The sequence below is a fragment of the Pseudomonas sp. BJa3 genome (genome assembly GCF_026343815.1).
Classification (GTDB): domain Bacteria; phylum Pseudomonadota; class Gammaproteobacteria; order Pseudomonadales; family Pseudomonadaceae; genus Aquipseudomonas; species Aquipseudomonas soli.
The window spans coordinates 207247-230397 of the sequence record NZ_JAOXMC010000010.1; the positions used below are offsets into that span (position 1 = coordinate 207247).

At 63.1% G+C, this 23151-nt stretch carries 21 protein-coding genes and 1 pseudogene; 13 read left to right on the top strand and 9 right to left on the bottom strand.

Going from position 1 to position 23151, the window contains the following annotated elements; translation table 11 throughout:
- Positions 1–28 precede the first annotated feature (28 nt).
- Genes lpdA through OH705_RS15040 form a run of 4 tightly spaced genes read right to left on the bottom strand, consistent with a single transcriptional unit; the run spans position 29 to position 4972 of the window.
- Entirely contained in the window at positions 29–1408 is a 1380-nt protein-coding gene (lpdA, locus tag OH705_RS15025; RefSeq protein WP_038706570.1) for a dihydrolipoyl dehydrogenase, read from the bottom strand.
- Positions 1409–1410: 2 nt separating this feature from the next.
- Positions 1411–2679 carry a dihydrolipoamide acetyltransferase family protein gene (locus OH705_RS15030; RefSeq protein ID WP_038706569.1) on the bottom strand — a complete coding sequence of 423 codons (1269 nt, stop codon included), beginning with the start codon at positions 2677–2679 and terminating at the stop codon, positions 1411–1413.
- Complete coding sequence (locus OH705_RS15035) at positions 2680–3738, bottom strand: alpha-ketoacid dehydrogenase subunit beta (protein ID WP_038706568.1); 1059 nt, start codon at positions 3736–3738, stop codon at positions 2680–2682.
- A 1-nt stretch (position 3739) separates the two neighbouring features.
- Positions 3740–4972 carry a 3-methyl-2-oxobutanoate dehydrogenase (2-methylpropanoyl-transferring) subunit alpha gene (locus OH705_RS15040; RefSeq protein ID WP_094011875.1) on the bottom strand — a complete coding sequence of 411 codons (1233 nt, stop codon included), beginning with the start codon at positions 4970–4972 and terminating at the stop codon, positions 3740–3742.
- A gap of 198 nt (positions 4973–5170) precedes the next feature.
- Between OH705_RS15040 and bkdR the strand changes: the two genes are divergently transcribed.
- The 3 genes from bkdR to OH705_RS15055 all read left to right on the top strand — a co-directional run bounded on the left by bkdR (position 5171) and on the right by OH705_RS15055 (position 8561).
- On the top strand, positions 5171–5659 hold the full coding sequence (gene bkdR, locus OH705_RS15045) for a Bkd operon transcriptional regulator BkdR (protein WP_028691050.1): 489 nt from the start codon (positions 5171–5173) through the stop codon (positions 5657–5659).
- 204 nt (positions 5660–5863) lie between these two features.
- Positions 5864–7105, top strand: a complete 1242-nt coding sequence (locus OH705_RS15050; RefSeq protein WP_267302444.1) for a glutamine synthetase family protein — start codon at positions 5864–5866, stop codon at positions 7103–7105.
- Positions 7106–7235: 130 nt separating this feature from the next.
- Positions 7236–8561, top strand: coding sequence for an MFS transporter (locus OH705_RS15055; protein WP_094011877.1), 1326 nt, complete (start codon positions 7236–7238; stop codon positions 8559–8561).
- A 151-nt stretch (positions 8562–8712) separates the two neighbouring features.
- On the opposite strand, the gene OH705_RS15060 is transcribed toward OH705_RS15055, so the two are convergent.
- The 4 genes from OH705_RS15060 to flgA form a co-directional block, all read right to left on the bottom strand.
- On the bottom strand, positions 8713–9456 hold the full coding sequence (locus OH705_RS15060) for a flagellar brake protein (RefSeq protein ID WP_046854637.1): 744 nt from the start codon (positions 9454–9456) through the stop codon (positions 8713–8715).
- A gap of 79 nt (positions 9457–9535) precedes the next feature.
- Positions 9536–10003, bottom strand: a complete 468-nt coding sequence (locus tag OH705_RS15065) for a flagella synthesis protein FlgN (RefSeq protein ID WP_094011878.1) — start codon at positions 10001–10003, stop codon at positions 9536–9538.
- A 47-nt stretch (positions 10004–10050) separates the two neighbouring features.
- Entirely contained in the window at positions 10051–10365 is a 315-nt protein-coding gene (gene flgM, locus OH705_RS15070; protein WP_046854639.1) for a flagellar biosynthesis anti-sigma factor FlgM, read from the bottom strand.
- A 175-nt stretch (positions 10366–10540) separates the two neighbouring features.
- Positions 10541–11290, bottom strand: coding sequence for a flagellar basal body P-ring formation chaperone FlgA (gene flgA, locus OH705_RS15075; RefSeq protein ID WP_094011887.1), 750 nt, complete (start codon positions 11288–11290; stop codon positions 10541–10543).
- Positions 11291–11354: 64 nt separating this feature from the next.
- On the opposite strand from flgA, the gene OH705_RS15080 reads away from it, so the two are divergent.
- Together OH705_RS15080 and cheR are read left to right on the top strand one after the other, a co-directional pair.
- The gene (locus tag OH705_RS15080) at positions 11355–12284 is read left to right on the top strand and encodes a chemotaxis protein CheV (protein WP_046854640.1); all 930 of its coding nucleotides are present in this window, start codon (positions 11355–11357) and stop codon (positions 12282–12284) included.
- Positions 12285–12335: 51 nt separating this feature from the next.
- On the top strand, positions 12336–13163 hold the full coding sequence (cheR, locus tag OH705_RS15085) for a protein-glutamate O-methyltransferase CheR (protein ID WP_046854641.1): 828 nt from the start codon (positions 12336–12338) through the stop codon (positions 13161–13163).
- 71 nt (positions 13164–13234) lie between these two features.
- Here cheR and OH705_RS15090 read toward each other — a convergent pair whose 3' ends face one another.
- Positions 13235–15841 carry an autotransporter domain-containing protein gene (locus OH705_RS15090; protein ID WP_267302441.1) on the bottom strand — a complete coding sequence of 869 codons (2607 nt, stop codon included), beginning with the start codon at positions 15839–15841 and terminating at the stop codon, positions 13235–13237.
- A 329-nt stretch (positions 15842–16170) separates the two neighbouring features.
- Between OH705_RS15090 and flgB the strand changes: the two genes are divergently transcribed.
- The 8 genes and pseudogenes from flgB to OH705_RS15130 all read left to right on the top strand — a co-directional run.
- Positions 16171–16578, top strand: a complete 408-nt coding sequence (flgB, locus tag OH705_RS15095; RefSeq protein WP_046854642.1) for a flagellar basal body rod protein FlgB — start codon at positions 16171–16173, stop codon at positions 16576–16578.
- A gap of 2 nt (positions 16579–16580) precedes the next feature.
- Positions 16581–17024 carry a flagellar basal body rod protein FlgC gene (gene flgC, locus OH705_RS15100; RefSeq protein WP_046854643.1) on the top strand — a complete coding sequence of 148 codons (444 nt, stop codon included), beginning with the start codon at positions 16581–16583 and terminating at the stop codon, positions 17022–17024.
- Positions 17025–17039: 15 nt separating this feature from the next.
- Positions 17040–17744 (top strand): flagellar hook assembly protein FlgD, encoded by a 705-nt coding sequence (locus OH705_RS15105; protein ID WP_094011880.1) that lies wholly within the window; start codon positions 17040–17042, stop codon positions 17742–17744.
- A 30-nt stretch (positions 17745–17774) separates the two neighbouring features.
- The gene (gene flgE / locus OH705_RS15110; protein WP_094011881.1) at positions 17775–19148 is read left to right on the top strand and encodes a flagellar hook protein FlgE; all 1374 of its coding nucleotides are present in this window, start codon (positions 17775–17777) and stop codon (positions 19146–19148) included.
- A gap of 72 nt (positions 19149–19220) precedes the next feature.
- The gene (locus OH705_RS15115) at positions 19221–19406 is read left to right on the top strand and encodes a hypothetical protein (RefSeq protein ID WP_094011882.1); all 186 of its coding nucleotides are present in this window, start codon (positions 19221–19223) and stop codon (positions 19404–19406) included.
- 118 nt (positions 19407–19524) lie between these two features.
- Positions 19525–21255 carry a type I secretion system permease/ATPase gene (locus OH705_RS15120; RefSeq protein WP_094011883.1) on the top strand — a complete coding sequence of 577 codons (1731 nt, stop codon included), beginning with the start codon at positions 19525–19527 and terminating at the stop codon, positions 21253–21255.
- Entirely contained in the window at positions 21255–22565 is a 1311-nt protein-coding gene (locus tag OH705_RS15125; RefSeq protein WP_046857709.1) for an HlyD family type I secretion periplasmic adaptor subunit, read from the top strand. Before OH705_RS15120 ends, OH705_RS15125 begins: the two co-directional genes overlap by 1 nt.
- Positions 22566–22630: 65 nt before the next feature.
- A pseudogene (locus OH705_RS15130) lies at positions 22631–23151 on the top strand (hypothetical protein); the annotation flags it as partial.

The window sequence follows — 23151 nt, forward strand, 5'->3', positions numbered from 1 at the left end:
TCGGCTAGTGCCGCTTCAGTGTCTTCAATCAGATGTGCAGTGCGTGCCCCAGGGCGCGCAGCGCCGCTTCCTGTACCGCCTCGCCCAACGTCGGGTGGGCATGGATGGTCCCGGCGATGTCTTCCAGGCGCGCGCCCATCTCCAGGGACTGGGCGAAGGCACTGGACAGTTCGGAAACCGCCACGCCCACGGCTTGCCAGCCGAGGATCAGATGGTTGTCACGGCGAGCCACCACGCGCACGAAGCCGCTCTTCGACTCCAGGCTCATGGCCCGGCCATTCGCGGCGAAGGGGAACTGCGCGACGATGCAATCCACACCTTGCTGGCCGGCCTGTTCCGGGGTCTTGCCGACCACCACCACTTCCGGGTCGGTGAAGCACACCGCGGCGATTGCGGCCGGCTCGAAACGTCGCGTCTTGCCGGCGATGATCTCGGCGACCATCTCGCCCTGGGCCATGGCCCGGTGCGCCAGCATCGGCTCGCCGGCCACGTCGCCGATGGCCCAGACGTTGCGCATGCTGGTCTGGCAGCGCTCATCAATGGCGATGGCGGCGCCGTTCATCTTCAGGTCCAGGCTTTCCAGGCCGAAACCTTTGCTGCGTGGACGGCGACCCACGGCCACCAGCACCTGGTCAGCTTCCAGGCGCAGTTGCCCACCCTGGCCGTCGCTGGCCAGCAGGCAGCCGTCGGCATAGCCTTCGACACTGTGGCCCAGGTACAGGGCGATGCCGAGTTTCTTGATCGAGTCGGCCACCGGCGCGGTGAGCTCCGCGTCGTAGGTCGGCAGGATGCGTTCGCGGGCTTCCACCACGCTGACCTTGGCGCCCAGCTTGCGGTAGGCGATACCCAGTTCCAGGCCGATGTAGCCGCCGCCGACCACCACCAGGTGCTCGGGCATGGCCTTGGGCGCCAGGGCCTCTGTGGAGGAAATGATCGGCCCGCCAATCGGCAGCATCGGCAGTTCGACACTGCTGGAGCCGGTGGCCAGCAGCAGGTGTTCGCACTGGATGCGCTGGCCTTCGACTTCGACGCTCTTGCCATCGAGGATCTTCGCCCAACCATGGATCACCTTCACACCGTGCTTTTTCAGCAGCGCGGCGACGCCGCTGGTGAGGCGGTCGACGATGCCGTCCTTCCACTCGACGCTGCGGCTGATGTCCAGGCGCGGCGAGGACACGCTGATGCCCAGCGGTGAAGGTTCGGTGTAGCGGCTGGCTTGGTGGAACTGCTCGGCCACGTGGATCAGCGCCTTGGACGGAATGCAGCCGATGTTCAGGCAGGTGCCGCCCAGGGCCTGGCCTTCGACCAGCACGGTGGGGATGCCCAGTTGCCCGGCGCGGATGGCGGCCACATAGCCGCCGGGGCCGCCACCGATGATCAGCAGGGTGGTGTTGATGAGCTCTTGCATGATCACTCCACGAACAGGCAGGCAGGCTGTTCCAGCAGGCCGCGCACGGCCTGGATGAACAGTGCGGCATCCATGCCATCGACCACGCGGTGGTCGAACGAGCTGGACAGGTTCATCATCTTGCGCACGACGATCTGGCCGTCGATCACGACCGGTCGTTCGACCATGCGGTTGACGCCGACGATCGCCACTTCCGGGGTGTTGACCACCGGGGTGCTGACGATGCCGCCGAGGGCGCCGAGGCTGGTCAGGGTGATGGTCGAACCGGACAGCTCTTCACGGCTGGCCTTGTTGTTGCGCGCCGCGTGAGCGACACGGGCGATCTCGCTGGCGTTGCTCCACAGGCTGCCGGCTTCGGCATGGCGCAGCACGGGCACCATCAGGCCGTTATCACCCTGGGTGGCGATGCCGACGTGCACCGCGCCGTGGCGGGTGATGACCTGGGCTTCGTCGTCGTAGGTGGCGTTGATCTGCGGGAAGTCGCGCAGGGCGACGACCATGGCGCGCACCAGGAACGGCAGCAGGGTCAGCTTGCCGCGGCTGTCGCCATGCTTGGCGTTGAGCTGCTGGCGCAGGGCCTCGAGGGCAGTGACGTCGATTTCTTCGACGTAGCTGAAGTGGGCGACACGACGCTTGGCGTCCTGCATGCGCTGGGCGATCTTGCGGCGCAGGCCGATCACCGGCACCTGCTCGCTGTCGGTGCGTTTGCCGTAGCCTCCGGGTGCCTGCCCGGCACTGCTCTGCGGCTTGCTGATGAAGGCGTCGAGGTCTTCGTGCAGGATGCGTCCGGCCGGGCCGCTACCGTGTACGTAGCGCAGCTCGATACCGGCATCCAGGGCGCGCTTGCGTACCGCCGGGGAGGCCAGTGGCTTGTCATGGGCCTCGCGCGGCACGATGGGCGCGGCTGCGTGGGTCGCGGCAACCTGCGGCTGGGGCTCGACGCGTGGCTCGGGGCGTGCTGCAGCCTGCGCCGCTGCAGGTGCCGGCTCGGCCGGCTTGGCCTGGGGCGTGTCGACATGATTGCCGCTGCCTTCGACTTCGATGCGGATCAGCTCGCTGCCGACCGCCATCACCTCACCAGGCTGGCCGCCCAGGGCCAGCACCTTGCCGCTGACCGGCGAAGGGATTTCCACGGTGGCCTTGTCGGTCATGACATCGGCCACCACTTGATCTTCGGCGATCACATCGCCGACCTTGACGAACCATTCCACCAACTCGACCTGCGCGATGCCTTCGCCAATGTCCGGCATCTTGATGACGTGCGTGCCCATTCAGACCTCCATGACCCGTTTCAGTGCCGCGCCTACCCGCGAAGGGCCGGGGAAGTAGGCCCATTCCTGTGCGTGGGGGTAGGGGGTATCCCAGCCGGTGACGCGCTCGATCGGCGCTTCGAGGTGATGGAAGCAGTGCTCCTGGACCAGCGATACCAGTTCCGCGCCGAAGCCGCAGGTGCGGGTGGCTTCGTGCACGACCACGCAGCGGCCGGTCTTCTTCACCGACTCGACGATGGTCTCCAGGTCCAGCGGCCACAGGCTGCGCAGGTCGATGACCTCGGCGTCGACGCCGCTCTCTTCGGCCGCCACTTGCGACACGTATACGGTGGTGCCGTAGGTCAGCACGGTGACGTCGTTGCCCGGGCGGGTGATCACCGCCTTGTCCAGCGGCACGCTGTAGTAGCCATCCGGCACGGCGCTGTGCGGGTGCTTGGACCACGGCGTCACCGGACGGTCGTGGTGGCCGTCGAACGGGCCGTTGTACAGGCGCTTGGGCTCAAGGAAGATCACCGGATCGTCGCATTCGATCGAGGCGATCAGCAGGCCCTTGGCGTCGTAGGGGTTCGATGGCATGACGGTGCGCAGGCCGCAGACCTGGGTGAACATCGCCTCGGGGCTCTGGCTATGGGTCTGGCCGCCGTAGATGCCGCCACCGCAAGGCATGCGCAGGGTCAGCGGGGAGATGAACTCACCGGCCGAGCGATAGCGCAGGCGGGCCATTTCCGAGACGATCTGGTCGGAGGCGGGGTAGAAGTAGTCGGCGAACTGGATCTCGACCACCGGGCGCAGGCCATAGGCGCCCATGCCCACGGCGGTGCCGACGATGCCGCTTTCGGAGATCGGCGCGTCGAACACGCGGGACTTGCCGTACTTGGTCTGCAGGCCTTCGGTGCAGCGGAACACGCCGCCGAAGTAGCCAACGTCCTGGCCATAGACCACCACGTTGTCATCGCGCTCGAGCATGACATCCATGGCCGAGCGCAGGGCCTGGATCATGGTCATGGTGGTGGTGGACATGGCGTTTTCCAGATGGATGCTGTTGTTGTGATCGTTCATCTCAGACCCCCAGTTCCTGGCGCTGACGGCGCAAGTGGTCGGGCATTTCCTTGTACACGTCCTCGAACATCGACGCGGCGCTGGGGATATGGCCGTTGCTCAGAGTGCCGAACTGTTCGGCGTCCTTCTGCGCCTTGATCACCTCGGCCTCGAGCTCGGCGGTGACCGCCTGGTGCTCTTCCTCGGACCAGTGGCCAAGCTTGATCAGGTGCTGCTTGAGGCGGGCGATCGGGTCGCCTAGTGGGAAGTGGCTCCAGTCGTCGGCCGGGCGGTACTTGGACGGATCGTCCGAAGTCGAGTGCGGGCCGGCACGGTAGGTGACCCATTCGATCAGCGTCGGGCCCAGGCCGCGGCGAGCGCGTTCGGCGGCCCAGCGCGAAGCGGCGTAGACCGCGATGAAGTCGTTGCCGTCGACACGCAGCGAAGCGATGCCGCAACCCACGCCACGGCCGGCGAAGGTGGTCGACTCGCCACCAGCGATGGCCTGGAAGGTCGAGATCGCCCACTGGTTGTTGACCACGTTGAGGATCACCGGGGCGCGGTAGACGTGGGCGAAGGTCAGCGCGGTGTGGAAGTCGGACTCGGCAGTGGCGCCGTCGCCGATCCATGCCGAGGCGATCTTGGTATCGCCCTTGATCGCCGAGGCCATGGCCCAGCCGACCGCCTGGACGAACTGGGTGGCCAGGTTGCCGCTGATGGTGAAGAAGCCGGCCTCGCGCACCGAATACATGATCGGCAGCTGGCGGCCCTTGAGCGGGTCACGGGTGTTGGACAGCAGCTGGCAGATCATGTCGACCAGCGACACGTCGCGGGCCATCAGGATGCTCTGTTGGCGATAGGTGGGGAAGCACATGTCGGTGCGGTTCAGGGCCAGGGCCTGGCCGCTGCCGATGGCTTCCTCGCCCAGGCTCTGCATGTAGAAGGACATCTTCTTCTGACGCTGGGCAACCACCATGCGGCTGTCGAAGATGCGCGTCTTGAGCATGGCGTGCATGCCCTGGCGCAGCACCTGCGGCTCGATGCCCTCGGCCCACGGGCCAACGGCGTCGCCATGCTCGTTGAGCACGCGCACGAGGCTGTAGGAAAGGTCCGCGGTGTCGGCGGCTTCCACATCGATAGGGGGTTTACGGACTTGACCGGCGTCGTTCAGGCGCAGGTAGGAGAAATCGGTCTGGCAGCCTGGCCGGCCTGTAGGCTCGGGCACATGCAGACGCAGGGGGGCGTACTCGTTCATGCTTTTTACGCTCGCTCGAATGTTGTTTTTGTGAGCTTTGAAGCGGCCGCCGCTGACTGCCGGCTCGTGACTGGCAGGTCAGCGTCTTTTTACATCATAGGGGGACGACAGGAGAATTTTTCTCTCAAGTTCGTTGCCTTTCTCCTGTGGCGCAGATAAACATTCCGTACAAACACAAAAACCAGGTCAATTTCTCTCATGCGTAAACTGGATCGAACGGATATCGGCATCCTCAACAGCCTGCAGGAAAACGCCCGCATCACCAACGCGGAGCTGGCGCGCTCGGTCAACCTGTCGCCCACGCCGTGCTTCAATCGGGTCAAGGCCATGGAGGAGCTGGGGGTGATCCGCCAGCAGGTCACGCTACTGTCGCCCGAGGCGCTGGGTCTGGATGTGAATGTGTTCATCCACGTTAGCCTGGAAAAGCAGGTGGAGCAGTCGCTGCATCGCTTCGAGGAAGAAATTGCCGAGCGCCCGGAGGTGATGGAGTGTTACCTGATGACCGGGGATCCGGACTACCTGCTGCGGGTGCTGCTGCCAAGCATCCAGGCACTGGAGCGCTTTCTCGATTACCTGACCCGCTTGCCCGGGGTGGCGAACATTCGCTCCAGCTTTGCCTTGAAGCAGGTGCGCTACAAGACCGCGTTGCCGCTGCCGGCCAATGGCATGACGTTGCGCGAGCAATGATCCGGGCGCGGTGCCTGGGGTGCTTGATATTTTAAACACCCCCGGCCTATGTTGTGTGCGTCGCCATTCCCGGCATGCGAACACAACAAGAAGGACAGCGTCATGACGACCGAAGGCCCGCGCAACCAGGCAGTGCTCCTGGAGGGCATCGATGAAATCGAGTGCGTCACCCCCGACCTCAACGGCGTGCCCCGCGGCAAGGTGATGACCGCCGAGGGCTTCCTCGAGGGGCGCCGCCTGCAGATGGCTCGTGGCGTGCTGCTGCAGTGCATCATGGGCGGTTACCCGGCGGCAAAATACTATGGCAGCGACGATGGCGACCTCGCGCTGGTGGCCGAACCCTCGCAGATCCACCGCCTGCCCTGGAGCGACGAACCTCGGGCATTGGCGATCTGCGATGCGGTGGAACTCGATGGCACTCCTTCAGGGTTGTCCAGCCGTGGCCAGCTCAAGGCGGTGATCGCCAGGTACGCCGAGCGCGGGCTGGCACCGGTGGTGGCGACCGAGCTGGAGTTCTTCGTCTTTGCCGCCAACAGCGACCCGAGCCAGCCATTCCAGCCGCCGCTAGGCAAGGACGGACGCCGGGAGATGGGCCACTCGGCCTTCAGCGTCAGCTCCAACAACGGTCTGCGCCCGTTCTTCAACGAGGTGTACCGCTGCATGGCGGCGCTGGGCCTGCCACGCGACACCTTCATGCACGAGATGGGCGTCAGCCAGTTCGAGATCAACCTGCTGCACGGCGATCCTTTGCTGCTGGCCGACCAGACCTTCCTGTTCAAGCACCTGCTCAAGGAGGTCGCGCTCAAGTATGGTCTGACCGTAGTGTGCATGGCCAAGCCACTGGCGCACACGCCCGGCAGTTCGATGCACATTCACCAGAGCCTGGTGGAGGTCGGCAGTGGGCGCAACGTGTTCAGCGACGAGCAGGGTAGGGCGACCGACACCTTCCACCATTTCATCGGTGGCCTGCAGGCCTGCCTGGCCGATTTCACCGCGCTGTTCGCGCCGAACGTCAATTCCTACCAGCGCCTGTGCCACCCCTATGCGTCACCGAACAACGCTTGCTGGTCCGAGGACAACCGTGCCGCGGGCCTGCGCATCCCGGCCAGCGCGCCTGTGGCGCGGCGGGTGGAAAATCGCCTTCCGGGCGCCGATGCCAACCCTTACCTGGCCATTGCCGCAAGCCTCGCCGCCGGACTGTACGGTATCGAACGGCAGATTGCGCCGACGCCGGCCATCCAGGGCGAGTTCGAGGTGCCGGAGCACCTGAGCCTGCCTTGCACCCTGCATGCCGCGCTTGAGCGGCTCAAGCGCAGCGGCCTGGCGCGGGAACTGTTCGGCAGGGAGTTCATCGAAGGCTACATCGCCACCAAGACCTTGGAGCTGAGCGATTTCTTCGATGAAATCACCCCCTGGGAGCGTCGTGTGCTGGCCGCGCAGGCCTGAGCGCGACACGACCGCTACTGGATGCGCCCCCACGGCTCTTTTTGATGCTTGGGGGCCTGTGCCAAGATGGATTTGCTTTTATGCTTGCCTGCAACCCAACGCCACCTGGTCAAGGAGCTTGACGGGACGTATGCGAAATATCTGGAAGCCGTTTCAGTCGCTTTACTTCGCTGCCTTGATGATGCTGATCGGCTCGGGCCTGCTGAGTACCTACCTGGCCTTGCGCCTGGCCGCCGATCATGTCGATAGCCTGTGGATCGGTGCGCTGATGGCGGCCAACTACTTCGGCCTGGCGGTGGGGGGCAAGGTAGGGCACCGATTGATCGGCCGGGTCGGGCATATTCGTGCCTATGCCACTTGTGCCGGCATCGTCGGCGCCGCGGTGCTCGGGCATGGGCTGACCAACTGGCTGCCGGCCTGGGTCGGACTGCGCATGATCGTCGGCCTGGGGATGATGTGCCAGTACATGGTCATCGAGAGCTGGCTCAATGAACAGGCCGACGCCAAGCACCGCGGCGCGGTGTTCAGCGGCTACATGATCGCCTCTTACCTGGGGCTGGTACTCGGCCAGCTGATCCTCGTAGTGCACCCGCAACTGGGGCCGGAGCTGCTGATGCTGGTGGCGATGTGCTTTGCCTTGTGCCTGGTGCCGGTGGCCATGACCCGGCGCATTCACCCCGCACCGTTGCGCCCGGCGCCGATGGAGCCGAAGTTCTTCATCAAGCGCGTGCCGCAATCGCTGTCCACGGTACTCGGTTCGGGCCTGATCGTCGGCTCTTTCTATGGCCTGGCGCCGCTGTATGCGTCCAGCCAGGGGCTGAGCACCGAGCAGATCGGCCTGTTCATGGGCTGCTGCATCTTTGCCGGGCTGCTGGTGCAGTGGCCTCTGGGCTGGCTTTCCGACCGCTATGACCGCGCCGTGCTGATCCGCAGCGTGGCCATCGGCCTGGCACTGGCCGCCGCGCCGCTGGCGATCCTGCCGGGTGTTCCGCTCGAGCTGCTGTTCGCCATGGGCTTTGTCATATCGCTGTTGCAGTTCTGCCTGTACCCCTTGGCGGTGGCGTTTTCCAATGACCACGTGGAGAGCGAGCGGCGGGTCTCGCTGACCGCCATGCTGCTGGTCACCTATGGTGTGGGCGCCTGTATCGGGCCGTTGGCGGCCGGGGTGCTGATGAAGCTGCTGGGCGCGCAGATGCTCTACGCCTTTTTCGTGTTTTTCTCGTTGGTGCTGGTGTGGCGCATCCGGCCCAAGGCCGTTACCGGGCTGCATCAGGTTCAGGATGCGCCACTGGGGCACGTGGCTATGCCGGCGGCGGGCTCGCCCTTGTCGGCGGCACTCGACCCACGGGTGGATGAACAGACGGTGCAGGATGTGATGCAGGCGCCGGTGGCGGCGGAAGATACCGAAGAGGATGAGAAGGGCACGGTGGCGCCTAAGGTCGAAGGGACTGTGTAGGAGCGGCTTCAGCCGCGATCACCCGCGAAGCGGGTGTCGGCACCGGGTTGGCTGTATCGCGGCTAAAGCCGCTTCTACAGAGGCTTGGGTTATCTTCCGCACGAATGAAAACGCCACCCGAGGGGTGGCGTTTTTCATGGGCTGGCGACGATCAATAGTCGTCCTTGTCGAACCGCCGCGCTTCACGCTGCAGCTGGTAGACGAAGCTCTCGATCTTGCGCTGGGCCTGACCGTTGAGGTTGTGGAAGCGTACCCCGGCGAAGGTGGTGTTGATGCGCTCTTCGAAGTGCAGGTGGCGCAGTTCGACCAGCGTGTCGGTCAACCCTAGTGGGTTGCCGGCCTTGAAGCGCTCGTAGACCTGGCCCAGTTGCAGGCGATCCTCGACGTTGCCGTCGAAGCGCAGTTTGCAGCCAGTGGCCGAGATATCCAGCAGTTTGCCGCGCAGCGCGCCATTGCCCTTGAGGTGGGTGCCATCGAGGGTCACGTCGACCAGTTGCGACAGCTTCAGCGCGGCGCGGAAGGCATTGCGGCGCTGGTGATAGGTCACTTCATCGGGCAGAGGGCCACGGTAGCAGCGGTGGCCGTCGATCTCGGTGATGGTCAGCGGTACGCTGCTTTCCCAGGCGATGCGCACGCCGTCGTGGAAGCCTTCGATGCGGAAGGGTTCGCCGCTCTCGATGTACTTCTCGCCGTCGCGAGGGATCATTTCATCCAGTGCCAGGACACCGCTTTCCCGGTCGACATGCACTACATAGCTCTGGAACCGCTGGCTGCGCTCATGGAAGCTGATGATCAGCGGGTCGTGGCTATCCAGCAGCTGGCGCAAGTTGGCCGCGATCTCCAAAGGGGTGGTCAGCACCTTTGGGGGCTGGGGAGCATCGGATTCATTGAACACGGGTTATCAATCTCCAGGCAAAACGGCACACGCAAGTTACGGCATTTTGCCAGTATGTTCCGTGCCTTGAAACAAATAATCAAACCTGGCTGATTGCCCGGGGCTTGTCCATGGGCGACGTGGCGCCACGGCTGTCATAGAGCGACGGGGAGTCGCCGCCCATGAGGATTCTGATCTGATTGGTCGTGGCGTGTTGCTGCGCCTGGATGATCCGCCCGTTGGTCTCGTTGACCTGCTGGCAGTTGTCCATCAGTTGGGTCAGCACATCGAGCTGCTGCATGATGATCTCGCCGTTGGGCGACAGCTCGGCGACGGCTTTCACGCCGGCACGGTCGGCGCTGAGGCCGAGCCCAACAAGCAGGTTGTTGCGCCGCAGCCCCTGCTGCTCAAGCAGGACGATCAGGGATTGCTTGCGGGCAAGGATCTGCTCCAGCTTGGCCATATCCCGACCGTGCAGGGCAACTGCCTCCTTTTGCAGAAGGTCGAGCAGTTCCTGCGTCGGTGCTAAGTCGTCTTCGATCAGTTGCAGCAGAGTGATGTCGTGCATGGCTAACTCTTGGCGTGTTGCGTCCTTGAAGTCAGCGCGCCTGGTGGTTAGCGCTGAGCTTCGAAATCAAGCAGTTTGCTAGCGACCCGGTCGGCGTCGACCTTGTAGCTGCCGTCTGCGATGGCCTGTTTCAACTCGGCCACGCGGGCACTGTTGACGGTGGGCTGATCGCGCAGCTTGTCGCTGATCTTCTGCAATTGCTGGGCCTCTGGGCTCAGATGTACTGTTTCTCCGCTGGCACCGGTGTGCTTGGGCGCTTCGTTGGCCTCGCCGGCTTTGGCGGCGTTGCCGGACGCGGTGTTGCCGCGAACGCCGCCCGTGACGGACGGAGAGTTATTCAAACGACTGAAGTCGATGACCATGATCAAAACCCCTGGGAATTAGGACGCATGCCTTGTTTTCGACCAATCCGAAAAAAACTTTAGGCACGAATGCAATACGGCCTGAAGCGGGCTTGCGTATCCCGATATCTGACAGAGTTTAGGGGCCGAGGTTGCACACCGCCACCCTTCTGTCGAAATCCTGACGCAGGGCAGGTTACATGGCGACCTCGACTTGCCCGGCACCGGTTACCCGTGCCTTGATCACCCGCTTGGAATTGAGGTTGCGCACGCGGATCTGCGATTGCATCCCACCCTTGTCGAGGGCTTCGCCCGGCATGCGCACACTCAGGTTGCCACTGCGGGCGATGATCACTACGTGGTCGCCTTTGCGCACCACTTCGGCCTGTTCCAGGTGCTGTTGGGTCAAAACCTGGTCAAGTACCGTGGGACGCAGCAGTTTCATGCCCACAGCCTGCTCCAGCAGGGTCAGGTAGCCGGGGCCCAGGGTGCCTACATCGCGCTCGCGCAGGGCCACATCGCTTTCATCGATGACGCTTTCGCGCTTCAGGGGCCGGGTCATCACCACGACATCGCGCAGCAGGCGCACCTGGGCGGGCACGAATACGGTCCAGGGAGCGGCACCGTCGCAACGCACCTTCACTGTTACCCGGCCCAGCGGGGTCGAGCCTTCCAGCGAGGCGTCCAACTGTTGGCTGCACAGCGGCATGCGCAGGCGTGGGTCTAGTTTGTTGACTTCGATCTCGTAGCGGCCCTGAGTCTGGGTGGTGGCCAGATAATCTTCGACGGTGAATTCAAGAAAGCCTTGAGTGACACCGATAAGCTGTTCAGGCAAGGTAAAAGAGTCCGCCAGCGTACGCGCGCCGGGTGCTACCAGGCACAGCACAGCCAGGGGGCCGGTCAGCAGGCGCGTCAGTCGTCGGAAAAATGTCGTTTTCGTATGCATGACGCTCAAAAAAGCAAAGCCCGTGCCGACTTGCTGCACAGGGTAATCGTTGAAGGAGTCCGGCATGGCTGGAGTGATGGATTCGGTCAATCAGCGTACACAGCTGGTGGGGCAGAATCGCCTGGAGCTGCTGTTGTTTCGCCTCAATGGCGACCAGCTCTACGGCATCAATGTTTTCAAGGTCCGGGAAGTGCTGCAGTGCCCCGACCTGACGCTGCTGCCCAAATCCCATCCGGTGGTGCGCGGCGTGGCCAACATACGCGGGGCGACGATCCCGATCCTCGACCTGTCGATGGCGACCGGTCTGCCAGGGCTGAAGGAAGAAACACGCAAGAGTTTCGTCATCATCACCGAGTACAACACCAAGACCCAGGGCTTCCTGGTGCACTCGGTCGAGCGCATCGTCAACATGAACTGGGAAGAGATCCATCCGCCACCCAAGGGTACCGGGCGCGATCACTACCTGACTGCCGTGACGCGCGTCGACAACCGCATGGTCGAGATCATCGATGTGGAGAAGGTGCTGGCCGAGGTGGCGCCATCTTCCGAGTCGGTGTCGGAAGGTGTGATCGATGCCGAGGTACAGGACAAGGCGGTGATGTTGCGGGTATTGACCGTCGATGATTCGTCGGTGGCGCGCAAGCAGGTGAGTCGATGCCTGCAGACCGTGGGGGTCGAGGTGGTGGCGCTCAACGATGGTCGCCAGGCCCTGGATTACCTGCGCAAGCTGGTGGATGAGGGCAAGCGTCCGGAGGAGGAGTTCCTCATGATGATCTCGGATATTGAAATGCCGGAAATGGACGGCTATACCCTCACGGCGGAGATCCGCAGCGATCCGCGCATGCAAAAACTGCACATCTGCCTGCATACTTCGTTGTCCGGGGTATTCAACCAGGCGATGGTCAAGAAGGTCGGTGCCGATGACTTCCTGGCCAAGTTCAGGCCGGATGACCTCGCCCAGCGCGTGGTCGATCGGATCAAGGCGAGTCATTGAAACGGCCGGGGTTCGCCCCCGGCGCTAGCGATTTAAGAAGAGGCGGCAGCATTGTCTACGGGTAATTTGGATTTCGAACAGTTCCGGGTATTCCTGGAGAAAGCCTGTGGCATCCTGCTGGGCGAGAATAAGCAATACCTGGTCTCCAGCCGTCTCAACAAGCTGATGGAGCAACAGGGCATCAAGTCGCTGGGCGAGCTGGTGCAGCGCATCCAGACCCAGCCACGCGGTGGCTTGCGCGAGCAGGTGGTCGATGCCATGACCACCAACGAGACGCTGTGGTTTCGCGATACCTACCCGTTCGAGGTGCTCAAGAACAAGGTGATTCCGGAGTTCATCAAGAACAACCCGGGCCAGCGCCTGCGCATCTGGTCGGCGGCCTGTTCATCGGGGCAGGAGCCGTACTCGCTGTCGATGGCCATCGACGAGTTCGAGCGGACCAACCTGGGTCAGTTGAAAATGGGCGCGCAGATCGTCGCCACCGACCTGTCCGGTGCCATGCTCAACAACTGCAAGACCGGTGAGTACGACAGCCTGGCCATTGCCCGTGGCCTGTCGCAGGAGCGCCTGCAGCGCTATTTCGACACCAAGGGGCCGGGGCGCTGGGCGATCAAGCCGCCGATCCGCAGTCGCGTCGAGTTCCGTTCCTACAACCTGCTCGACAGCTATGCGCCGCTGGGCAAGTTCGACATCGTGTTCTGCCGCAACGTGTTGATCTACTTCTCGGCCCAGGTCAAGAAGGACATCCTCATGCGTATTCACGCCACGCTCAAGCCCGGGGGGTATCTGTTCCTCGGGGCGTCCGAGGCGCTCAACGGGCTGCCGGACCACTACCAGATGGTCCAGTGCAGCCCGGGGATCATCTACCAGGCCAAATGAGGCCCGACAAAAAGGCCGGTATCGCGAGATACCGGCCTTTTTGTTGGTGGTGTGAAAAGCGTTGCCTGCGATCAGAACGCGTAGCGCACCTGCGCCGAAAACACATCGGCATCGAAGCCCGACTTGGTCACGTAGTCGTAGCTCACGCCGACGCTCACGGCGCCCAGCTTGTAGTCGGCACCCACGCCGGCCTCATAGCTGTTGCGCGACACGCTGGCGCCACGGGTGACGAACGGTGTGCTGCCGAGTACGAAAGAGGAGGTGTTCTGCACCGGGTCGGCGGCAAAGTCGTGGTAGGCCATCAGCTTCAACTGCGGCTCCAGACTGCCGGCGCCCAGCGGCAGGTTGCCAGCCAGGCGAATACCCGCGCCCAGCTCGATGGCCTCGTAGCGCTGGTCCTTGACCTTGAGCGCTGCGGACGAGCCTTTCTCGCGGTAGCTGTCGATATCGACGCGGCTGTAGCGCGCGGCGAGACGGGGTTCGACCAGCAGGCGCGGGTTGACCTGCCAGCCGTAGCCGCCGATCAGGTTCAGCCCCAGCAGGTTGCTGTCGTAGTCCGACTTGGCGCGGGTGCCGGCGATCTCGCGCTTGCCTTCGTTGTCGTTGACGCCATAGGTGAGGCTGGCATCGACGAAGTAGTTGTCCAGGGCGTAGCTGCCATACAGCGAAAACGCATGGCTTTGCACCTGGGTCTTGTTGCCGCGCCTGCCGTTGACGTCGGTATCGATGAAGCTGTAGGCCGCGCCGAGTGTGAGCTGGTCGTTCACCTGTCCATCGGCACCGACCGCCACACCACGGCTGTAGGCGTTATAGCCGGCAATGCCGTCGCGTTGTTGCTGGCTGGCGTCGCTGTACAGCGACTGCATCCATACCCCGGACGTGCGGGGTGATGCGTTGGCGGTGTGGGCGCGCAAGCTGTGGGTGCGGCCGTCAATGGCGTTGCCGATCAGGCGTTGGCTGGTGATGGCGGCCTGTCGGGCGCCATCGCTGACCTCGGGTGCCAGCTGTTCGGCGAGCCTGGCCAGTTGCGCCTCGTCGGCGCCGGCGGCGGCGAGGAACAACGGGTCCTGATTGCCCAGGCGTGCCAGCAGGCCTGCCTGGGAGAGGCTGCCCAATGCCTGTTGTGCGTTGCCGTTACCGCCCTGGGCGGCGACGATCTGGTCGAGTGCCTCGGTGGGCTTGGTGCTGACGACGGCGTAGACCTTGTTGTCGTCGAGGGTGCTGGTCAGTACGTCGAGCATGGCCGAGGTGCTGGCCACCTTGGGCTTGCCGTCCGGGTCGACCTGAAGGCCGCTGGCATCGAGTACCTGCACCTGGCCGGCCTCGAGCAACAGGTAGCGGCTGCCGCCAGCCTGGAAGTCGGTGTCCTCGGGTTCCAGCAGGATTCGTGCGTTCTGGCCGAATTCGGCGATACCGCTGACCTTGAGTACAGCGGTGGATGGGTCGGTGCTGGCTGCCAGCCACATGCCCAGCGCCGAGTTGTCGGCTACCCGCAGGTTGCCATCGAGGGTGGCGTGGAGGCTCTGCAGGCTGAACGTGGTCGGCGGCTCGCTGCTGTCGCCGACGTCGAGCCAGCCGTTGTTCGCCAGGCGGATGCTGTTGCTGCCGCGCCCGCCATAGGCAACCCCGTAGGTGCTGTCACCTTCGACTTCGATGTTGGCCAGGCCAAGGAGGTCGCCTTGGATCATGCTGCCTTTGCGCATGATCAACTCGACAGGGCGATTGCTGCCGGTCGCGTCGATGGCCACGTTGCCCCAGATCTCGCCGCTGTTGAAGATGTTCAGGTCGCCGTTGGCTTTCTGCCAGGGCGGCACGCCAGGGCCATCAAGGGTGGTGTTGCCAATGCGGATGGCGGTGTCGGCCGCTACGATCCTGCCACTGTTGTCGATGTGGCGCCCCAGGCTGTCGAAGAGGCTCGCGCCATCCAGCACGATGCCTTGCGCGCCTTGGTCGCCGGCGAAGATCTGCCCCTGATTGTCGATGCCGGCCAGCACCGCCGGCCGGTTGCTGGCGTCCGTCGTGGCGTGGATGGCGATGGCGCCGGGGCCTGTCGCGCTGATCTCGCCACGGTTGACCACTCGCTCTTCCAGGTTCGCGCCGGCCAGGTTTATGGCGCGCGAGTTGCGGCCGATGGCGATGATGCGGGCACCTGTGGCGTTGACCAGGTTGCCGTGGATGCGGCTGATAGAGCTGCCGGAACTGGACAGGTCGATGCCGTAGGTGGGGCCGCCATTGTTGTACGAGAAGCTGGTGCCAGCCTTGAGCAGGCCTTCGTTGGTGAGGTCGTCGTCGACGGTGCTGGCGCTCAGGCGCAAGGCGGCGCCGTCCAGGCTGGTGGTGATCACGTTGCCGCGGTTGGTCAGGAAGCCGCTGAGGTCGGTGTCGGTAATGCGAATGCCGTCGCTGCGATGGACCATGTCCACGGCAATCGTGGTGTTGTCGTTGATGGCGCTGCCGAGGGTCACGTTGCCCATTACCTGGCTGTTCGCCAGAACGATCGCATCCTGTCCCAGACCGGTGAAGCTTCCGCTGAACTCAAGGTCGTCGGCGTAGGATTGGTGATCGCCCTTGTAGCCGGCATCGGTGAGGGCGATGGTCTGGGGCAGGGCCATTGCGGGAGCAGGGCTGGCGCCGATCAGAAGGGCCAGGAGGGTCTTGCGTAGGTTCAGCGGTGGCACGGTTTCTTTCCTTTGAAATCGTAATGAAAGCAGCGCGCATCCATGCGGGCGAAAACCGTACGTGCGTGTGGTGATGCGCGGGACGCGGATGCTACCTGATTGGTGGCCAATTGACATGTTTGTTTGACGTCAATTTTTTGGTTTGCCGCTTTTGCCGCCTGCCGATTGCCGCCTGGGTAGCTCAAGGCGGAAGCACATTGCCGCTTTTCTGGCATAAGGTGCGGTATGAAACAGGCAAAACCCCCGTACTCATGGGGTTCAAGATGGTTGGCACAGGGCTTGCTAAAGCCATAGCAAACGAACTCTGGTCACCTTCAAAGGTCCCCGACATGAGCATCAGCTTCGACAAGGCGCTTGGCATTCACGAAAAGGCACTGGGCTTTCGCGCCCAGCGTGCCGAAGTACTGGCCAACAACATCGCCAACGCCGACACGCCCAACTACAAGGCGCGTGACATGGACTTCTCGTCCGTACTCGCTGCCGAGTCCGACAAGCAGCAGAAGGGACGCATAGCCCTGGAGCGTACCGACAGCCGTCATATCGAGGCCGAAGGCCTGGCCATGATGGACGATACGCTCAAGTACCGCACGCCGATGCAGCCGTCGATCGACCAGAACACCGTGGACGCGCACCTGGAACAATCGAACTACGCGGAAAACGCCGTTGGCTTCCAGGCCAGCTTCACCCTGCTCAACAGTAAATTCAAAGGGCTGGTATCGGCCCTGCGTGGAGAGTGACCATGTCCCTTGCCAGTGTCTTCAATATTGCCGGTAGCGGCATGAGCGCGCAGAACACGCGCCTGAACACCGTTGCGTCGAACATCGCCAACGCCGAGACCGTGTCGTCGAGCATCGACCAGACCTATCGTGCGCGCCACCCGGTATTCGCCACCACTTTCCAGCAGGCCCAGGCCGGCGCCGGCCAATCGCTGTTCGAAGACCAGGGCCAGGCCGGGCAGGGTGTCGAGGTCAAGGGCATCATCGAGGATCAGAGCAATCTCGAAGCCCGCTACGAGCCCAGCCACCCGGCGGCGAACAAGGATGGCTATGTCTACTACCCGAACGTCAACGTGGTTGAAGAGATGGCTGACATGATCTCTGCCAGCCGCGCGTTCCAGACCAACGCCGAACTGATGAACACCGCCAAGACCATGATGCAGAAGGTACTGACCCTGGGTCAGTGATAAGGAATCCGGACCATGGCAGTGACCAACACCAACAATGGCGTGAACCTGAACGACGTACTCAACGCGTCCGGGGTCAGCACCGGTACCAAGAAAACCACCACCGAGCCCGTCGACAAGAACGCGCTGGGCAAGGATGCGTTCCTCAAGCTGCTGGTTACCCAGATGCAGCACCAGAACCCGCTGGATCCGCAGGATAACGGCGAGTTCATTGCGCAGCTGGCGCAGTTCAGCAGCCTGGAAGGTATCCAGACCCTGAACAGCTCGGTCAACAATATCATTGGCGGTATAGCGTCGAGTCAGGCGCTGCAGGCCACCACGCTGGTGGGGCGTTCGGTGATCCTGGACACCGACAAGGCGATGGTCGACACCACCGCCAGCTTCACCGGTCAAGTTGTCGTGCCGCAGAACATCACCGACGGCAAGGTCGAGATCAAGGACAAGGACGGCAAGGTGGTCAAGACCATCAGCCTGGGCGAACAGGCCAAAGGCACCGCCGACTTCATCTGGGACGGCACCAACGAGAAGGGTGAGAAGGTCGACCCTGGCCAGTACACCTTCACCGCCACCACGACGGTCGATGGCAAGGCACAGACCATGTACACCCTGCTGCCGGCGAAGATCACCAGCGTCAGCTTCCAGGGTGGTAGCGAGATGATGCTCACCTTGGCAGGCGGCCAGAAGATCGGCGTCTCGAAAGTACAATCGATTGGAATCTAAGGCCGCTAGATCGGCATAAGGAGTGAATGCATGTCTTTCAATATCGGCCTTAGCGGTCTTTACGCAGCCAACAAGCAGCTGGACGTTACCGGCAACAACATTGCCAACGTCAACACCGTCGGCTTCAAGTCGTCGCGTGCCGAGTTCGCCGACGTTTACGCAGGCTCCAACCGCCTGGGCGTGGGCAAGAACCAGGTCGGCAACGGCGTGCGCCTGGCTGCGGTTTCCCAGCAGTTCGGCCAGGGTGATGTCAACAACACCGGCAACGTGCTGGACATGGGTATTCAGGGGCGGGGTTACTTCGTGCTGTCTGATAACGGCTCGATGACCTACACCCGTGCTGGTGCATTCCAGACCAACAAAGACGGCTACGTGGTGACCTCAGACGGCCTGAACCTTCAGGGTTATGGCACCGATGCCAATGGCAAGATTGTCAAGGGCGTGCTGACCGACCTGCGGATCGATACCTCGGCGCTGGCGCCAAAGGCCACCACGCTGATCGAGCAGGGCATCAACCTGAACTCCTCGGCCCCCGACATTCCGCTGGAAATTGATGATGGTTCCGGCACCATGATCCCGAACAAGCCGTTCGACCCGACCGATCAGAGCACCTACACCAAATCGTTCCCTACCAAGGTCTATGACAGCCAGGGTAACGAGCACGTCATGGAGCAGTTCTACCGCAAGACAGGTAAGAACGAATGGACCATGTACACCCTGGTCCAGGGTCGCAACCCGCTCAATCCGTCCAGCACCCAGCCGTTGACCGCCACCATGTCGTTCAACCCCGATGGTTCGGTGAAGTCCATGGCGGCCAAGAACGATGGGAGCACGCCTCCAGTACCTGGCGTGCCGGCGAGCGATTGGAGCGTGGTCAACAACACCTTCACCCTGAAAAACTGGATTCCCGCCGCCAAGGATGCGGCGGGCAATTGGGCTCCCAACGGATCCCAGGGTAATGCTGACGGCATGCAGCTTTCGATGAAGAGCACCACTTCCTACAACACTGAAACTGCTCGTATGTCGCAGTCCCAGGACGGCTATGCCACCGGCATCCTGTCGAACCTGTCGATCGACTCCACCGGTGTCATGTTCGCCAGCTTCAGTAATCAGCAGTCCCGCGCCATCGGCCAGGTGGCAATCGCCAACTTCGCCAACGAACAGGGCCTGCAGCAGACGGGCGGCACCCGCTGGAAGGAAACCTTCTCCTCGGGCATTCCAGGTATCGACGCGCCGAAAACCGGTACGCTGGGCGAGATCGAGTCCAACTCGCTGGAAGCCTCCAACGTCAACCTGACCCAGGAACTGGTCGAGCTGATCAAGGCCCAGAGCTACTACCAGGCCAATGCCAAGACCATCTCCACCGAAAGCACCATCATGCAGACCATCATCCAGATGACCTGATGGCCGCTGGCTGATCGCTTGTCAACGAACCCCTTTGCAAGAAGGGGTTCGTCGTTTTCAAGGAGAGTCCCCATGAGAAAGCTGCTGGCTGCCGCTGTTGCGGCGTTCTGTCTGCTCCAGGCACAGGCCGCGATGGCTCCCTGGTGGCGCTGGGAAAGCCAGGCCGATGGGCACTTGGTGTGCTCGCAATTGTCACCCGGCGATGGCTGGAAACGCTTTGCCGGGCCCTTTGACAATGCTGCCTGCAGGTCGCTTTGACCTAAGGCAAAAAATGATGGCTTGAAGCCATCGATTGGCGGATTTTCTTCAGGTATGATCCGTGCCGCCTCACTCGTTCGAGTGTCTGGCAAGCGTCTTTTTCCAAGGATCGGAACTCTTGAAAAGCAGTAAGGATACTGGTGCCAAAGTGCTGCCGGCAGCGCTTGGCGTGGCCTTGAAAAAAGGCCTGATCGGCGCGGCCCTGTTTTCGGGCGTGGTCAACCTCCTGGCGTTGATCGGTCCCCTGTTCATGCTCGAAGTCTATGACCGGGTCATTCCCAGCCGCAGCCTGCCCACTTTGGTGGCGCTAGGGTTGCTGGTGGCGGGGGTGTACCTGGTGTTCGCCGTGATTGACATCATCCGCTCGCGTGTCATGTCGCGTATCGCCGCAGCGGTAGAGGGCGCGCTTGGCGGGCAGGTATTCAAGGTCATCGCCGGCACGCCGCTGAAAGTCGTGCTCGACCAGGATCCCCTCAAACCCGCCCAGGAGCTTGAGCAGATCCGTGCCTTTATTTCTGGCCCCGGGCTCATGGCGTTCTTCGACCTGCCCTGGATGCCGGTGTACCTTGCGGTCAGTTTCTATATCCATCCGTCCCTGGGCTGGTTGGCGCTAAGCATGATCGCGCTGATGGTGCTGCTTACCTGGCTCACCGACCGTGGCACCCGCCAGGCCATGCGCGACGGCGCGGCACTTGCCAGTCAGCGCAACCGCCTGGGGCAGCAAGCCCATGCCGGGGCCGAAGTACTTGCCGCGATGGGCATGACCGATCGTGCCGCAGCGCGCTGGCAAGTCCTGCAGGGGCGCTATGCAACCCTGCAACGGCATAGTGCCGACGTCGGCGGATTCTATGGTGGCATCACCAAGGCATTGCGTCAGTTGGTGCAGTCGGCCTCCCTGGGCGTGGGTGCCTGGCTGGTGATCCAGGGGGATCTCAGCGGCGGCGCCATTGTCGCAGCCTCGATCATCGTTGCCCGTACCCTGGCCCCGGCCGAACAGATCATCGGCACTTGGCGCAGCCTAGTGTCCGCGCGGCTGGCTTGGCAGCAGTTGCGGGCGGTGCTGGAGATTTTTCCGGAGCAACCTGAAAGGACCTCGCTCCCCAAGGCCTGCAGCCAGTTGCGGGTGACAGACCTGTGCATTGCGCCTCCGGGAGTGCAACGTCTGGTTGTTCAGGGGGTGGGTTTCAGCCTGGCGGCCGGGAGCGCATTGGCGGTGATCGGCCCCAGTGCGTCGGGCAAGTCGTCGCTGGCCCGGGCGTTGGTGGGCGCCTGGCAGGCGATCCGCGGCCAGGTCTGCCTGGATGGTGCGGCGCTGGAGCTTTGGCCGGATGCGCAGCGCTCGGCATTGACCGGCTATCTGCCGCAGAGCGTCGACCTGTTCGAGGCCAGCGTGGGCCAGAACATCGCGCGCCTGGACCCGCAGGCCGATTCGGCAGCGGTTATCGCGGCAGCGCGTCAGGCCGGCGTGCATGAAATGATCCTGCAACTGCCGCAAGGCTACGACACGCCAGTCGGCGAGGGTGGCGTCAATCTGTCGGCAGGACAGCGGCAACGCATCGGCTTGGCCCGGGCCTTGTATGGCGAGCCGTTCCTGGTGGTGCTCGATGAGCCCAACGCCAACCTCGATGCCGAAGGCGAGCGTGCGCTGGCCCGGGCGATCGAAGGTGTGAAGGCGCGGGGTGGAGTGGTGGTGGCCATCGCCCACCGTTCCGGCCTACTCGCGGTGATGGACCAGGTGTTGGTGCTGGAGCAGGGCGCACAGGCGGCGTTCGGCCCGCGTGACAAGGTACTGGCACGGCCGGTGGCGATTGCCGATCCACGAGTGGCCAAGGGAGGGGGGCAGGCATGATGCGCATCGATGATGAGCAGCAGCTGGTGCGATCGCTGCGTTGGCACTTGAGGGTTGGTCTCGGGGTCGTGGTGGTGTTGCTGGGTGGCGCGCTGCTGTGGTCGGCTGCCACCGAGTTGGCCAGCGCTGTGATCGCGCCGGGGACAGTGGCGGTGCAGGACAGTGTGAAGAAGGTCCAGCACCCCACTGGCGGTGTGGTCGCGCAGTTGCTGGTCAGCGAAGGGCAGTCGGTGCAGGCCGGCGATGTGCTGATGCGCCTGGATGCCACCTTGCAGGAGGCTAGCCACGCCATTGTCGCCAAGGCCCTGGACCAGGCCCTGGCGCGCCAGGCCCGGCTCGAGGCCGAACGTGATGGCCTGGCGCAGGTGGATGTCCCGCCACGCCTGCTTGCGCGTGCAAGCGAGGCCCAGGTGCAGGCGGTGTTGGCCAGCGAGCGGCAATTGTTCGCCGACCGCCGCCAGTCCCGCGACGGGCAGAAACAGCAGTTGCGCGAGCGCATCGAGCAACTGACCCAGACCATCGCCGGCCACGACCTGCAGCAGCGTACCAAGGGCGAGGAGATTCGCCTGATCGACGAGGAGTACCAGGCCGTCAGGACCTTGCAGAAGAAGGGCCTGATGACCCTTGATCGGGTCAATGCACTGGCCCGCGGTATCGCTCGTCTGCAGGGCGAACGCGGTCAGTTGGTCGCGGCCATCGCCGAGGCGCGGGCACGCATCGCCGAGACCCGGTTGGAGTTGCTGCAAGTTGATCAGCGTTTTCGTGAGCAGGTCTCTCAGGAGTTGCGCGACCTCATGGCCCAGCAGGGCGAATGGGTCGAGCGCGAAGTCGCCGCCGCCGACCAGCTCAAGCGCATCGAGGTGCTGGCGCCCAGTGCTGGTCGCGTTCAGCAGTTAGCGGTGCATACGGTAGGTGGGGTGATTTCACCGGCCGAAACCTTGATGCAAATCGTGCCATTGGATGAGGAGCTGCTGGTGGAGGCGCGCATCAGTCCGCAGGACATCGACCAGGTCGTACTCGGCCAGGATGCCTTGCTGCGTTTCAGTGCGTTCAACCGTGCAACCACCCCCGAAGTGCTCGGGCGAGTGGTGCGCCTTTCCGCCGACCTGGTAACCGACCCGCAGAGCGGTCTCGGTTTCTATCGAGCCGGCATTCATATCGACAAGGCCGAGCAGCGCAAGCTCGACGGCCTCACGCTGGTGCCGGGCATGCCGGTGGAGTCGATGATCCAGACGGGTCGTCGCACCGTGCTGTCCTATCTGCTCAAGCCAGTAGGCGACCATGCGCAACGGGCATTCAGGGAAGGATGAGCGTCGACAAGTGTGTTGGCGTTTTCAGGCAAGGATTGTTCAACCAGTGCAAGGAATGAGTAGACATGGCTGTAATTCAGGGAACCGAAGGCCCCGATAATCTGGTTGGTACCAGTGGGGACGATCAGATTTTTGGCAAGGGCGGCGACGACATCATCAATGGTGGTGACGGCAACGACACGCTTTACGGTGGCGCCGGTGCCGACCGCTTCATCGGGGGCGCGGGCAACGACACTGTGTCGTATACCGATGCCGGTGCCGGCATCACCTTGAACTTCAAGACCGGTGTGCACACTGGCATCGCCGCCGGCGATACCTTCGAAAGCATCGAGGTGTTCCAGGGTTCGAACTACGCCGATACCTTCATTAGCGACGCTCGCGCACAGAAGTTCAACGGCGGCTTGAACGACACGATGGACTATTCGTTGTCCGAGCAGGCGGTGAAGATCACGGTAGATGGTTCTGGCGGCACCGGCCAGGGTGGTGATGCAGAGGGTGATACGTTCACCGGCATGTACAGTGTCATCGGCAGCAGCCAGAACGACACCTTCATCATGCAGGCGACAGGTTCGAGCAAGAGCTTTGC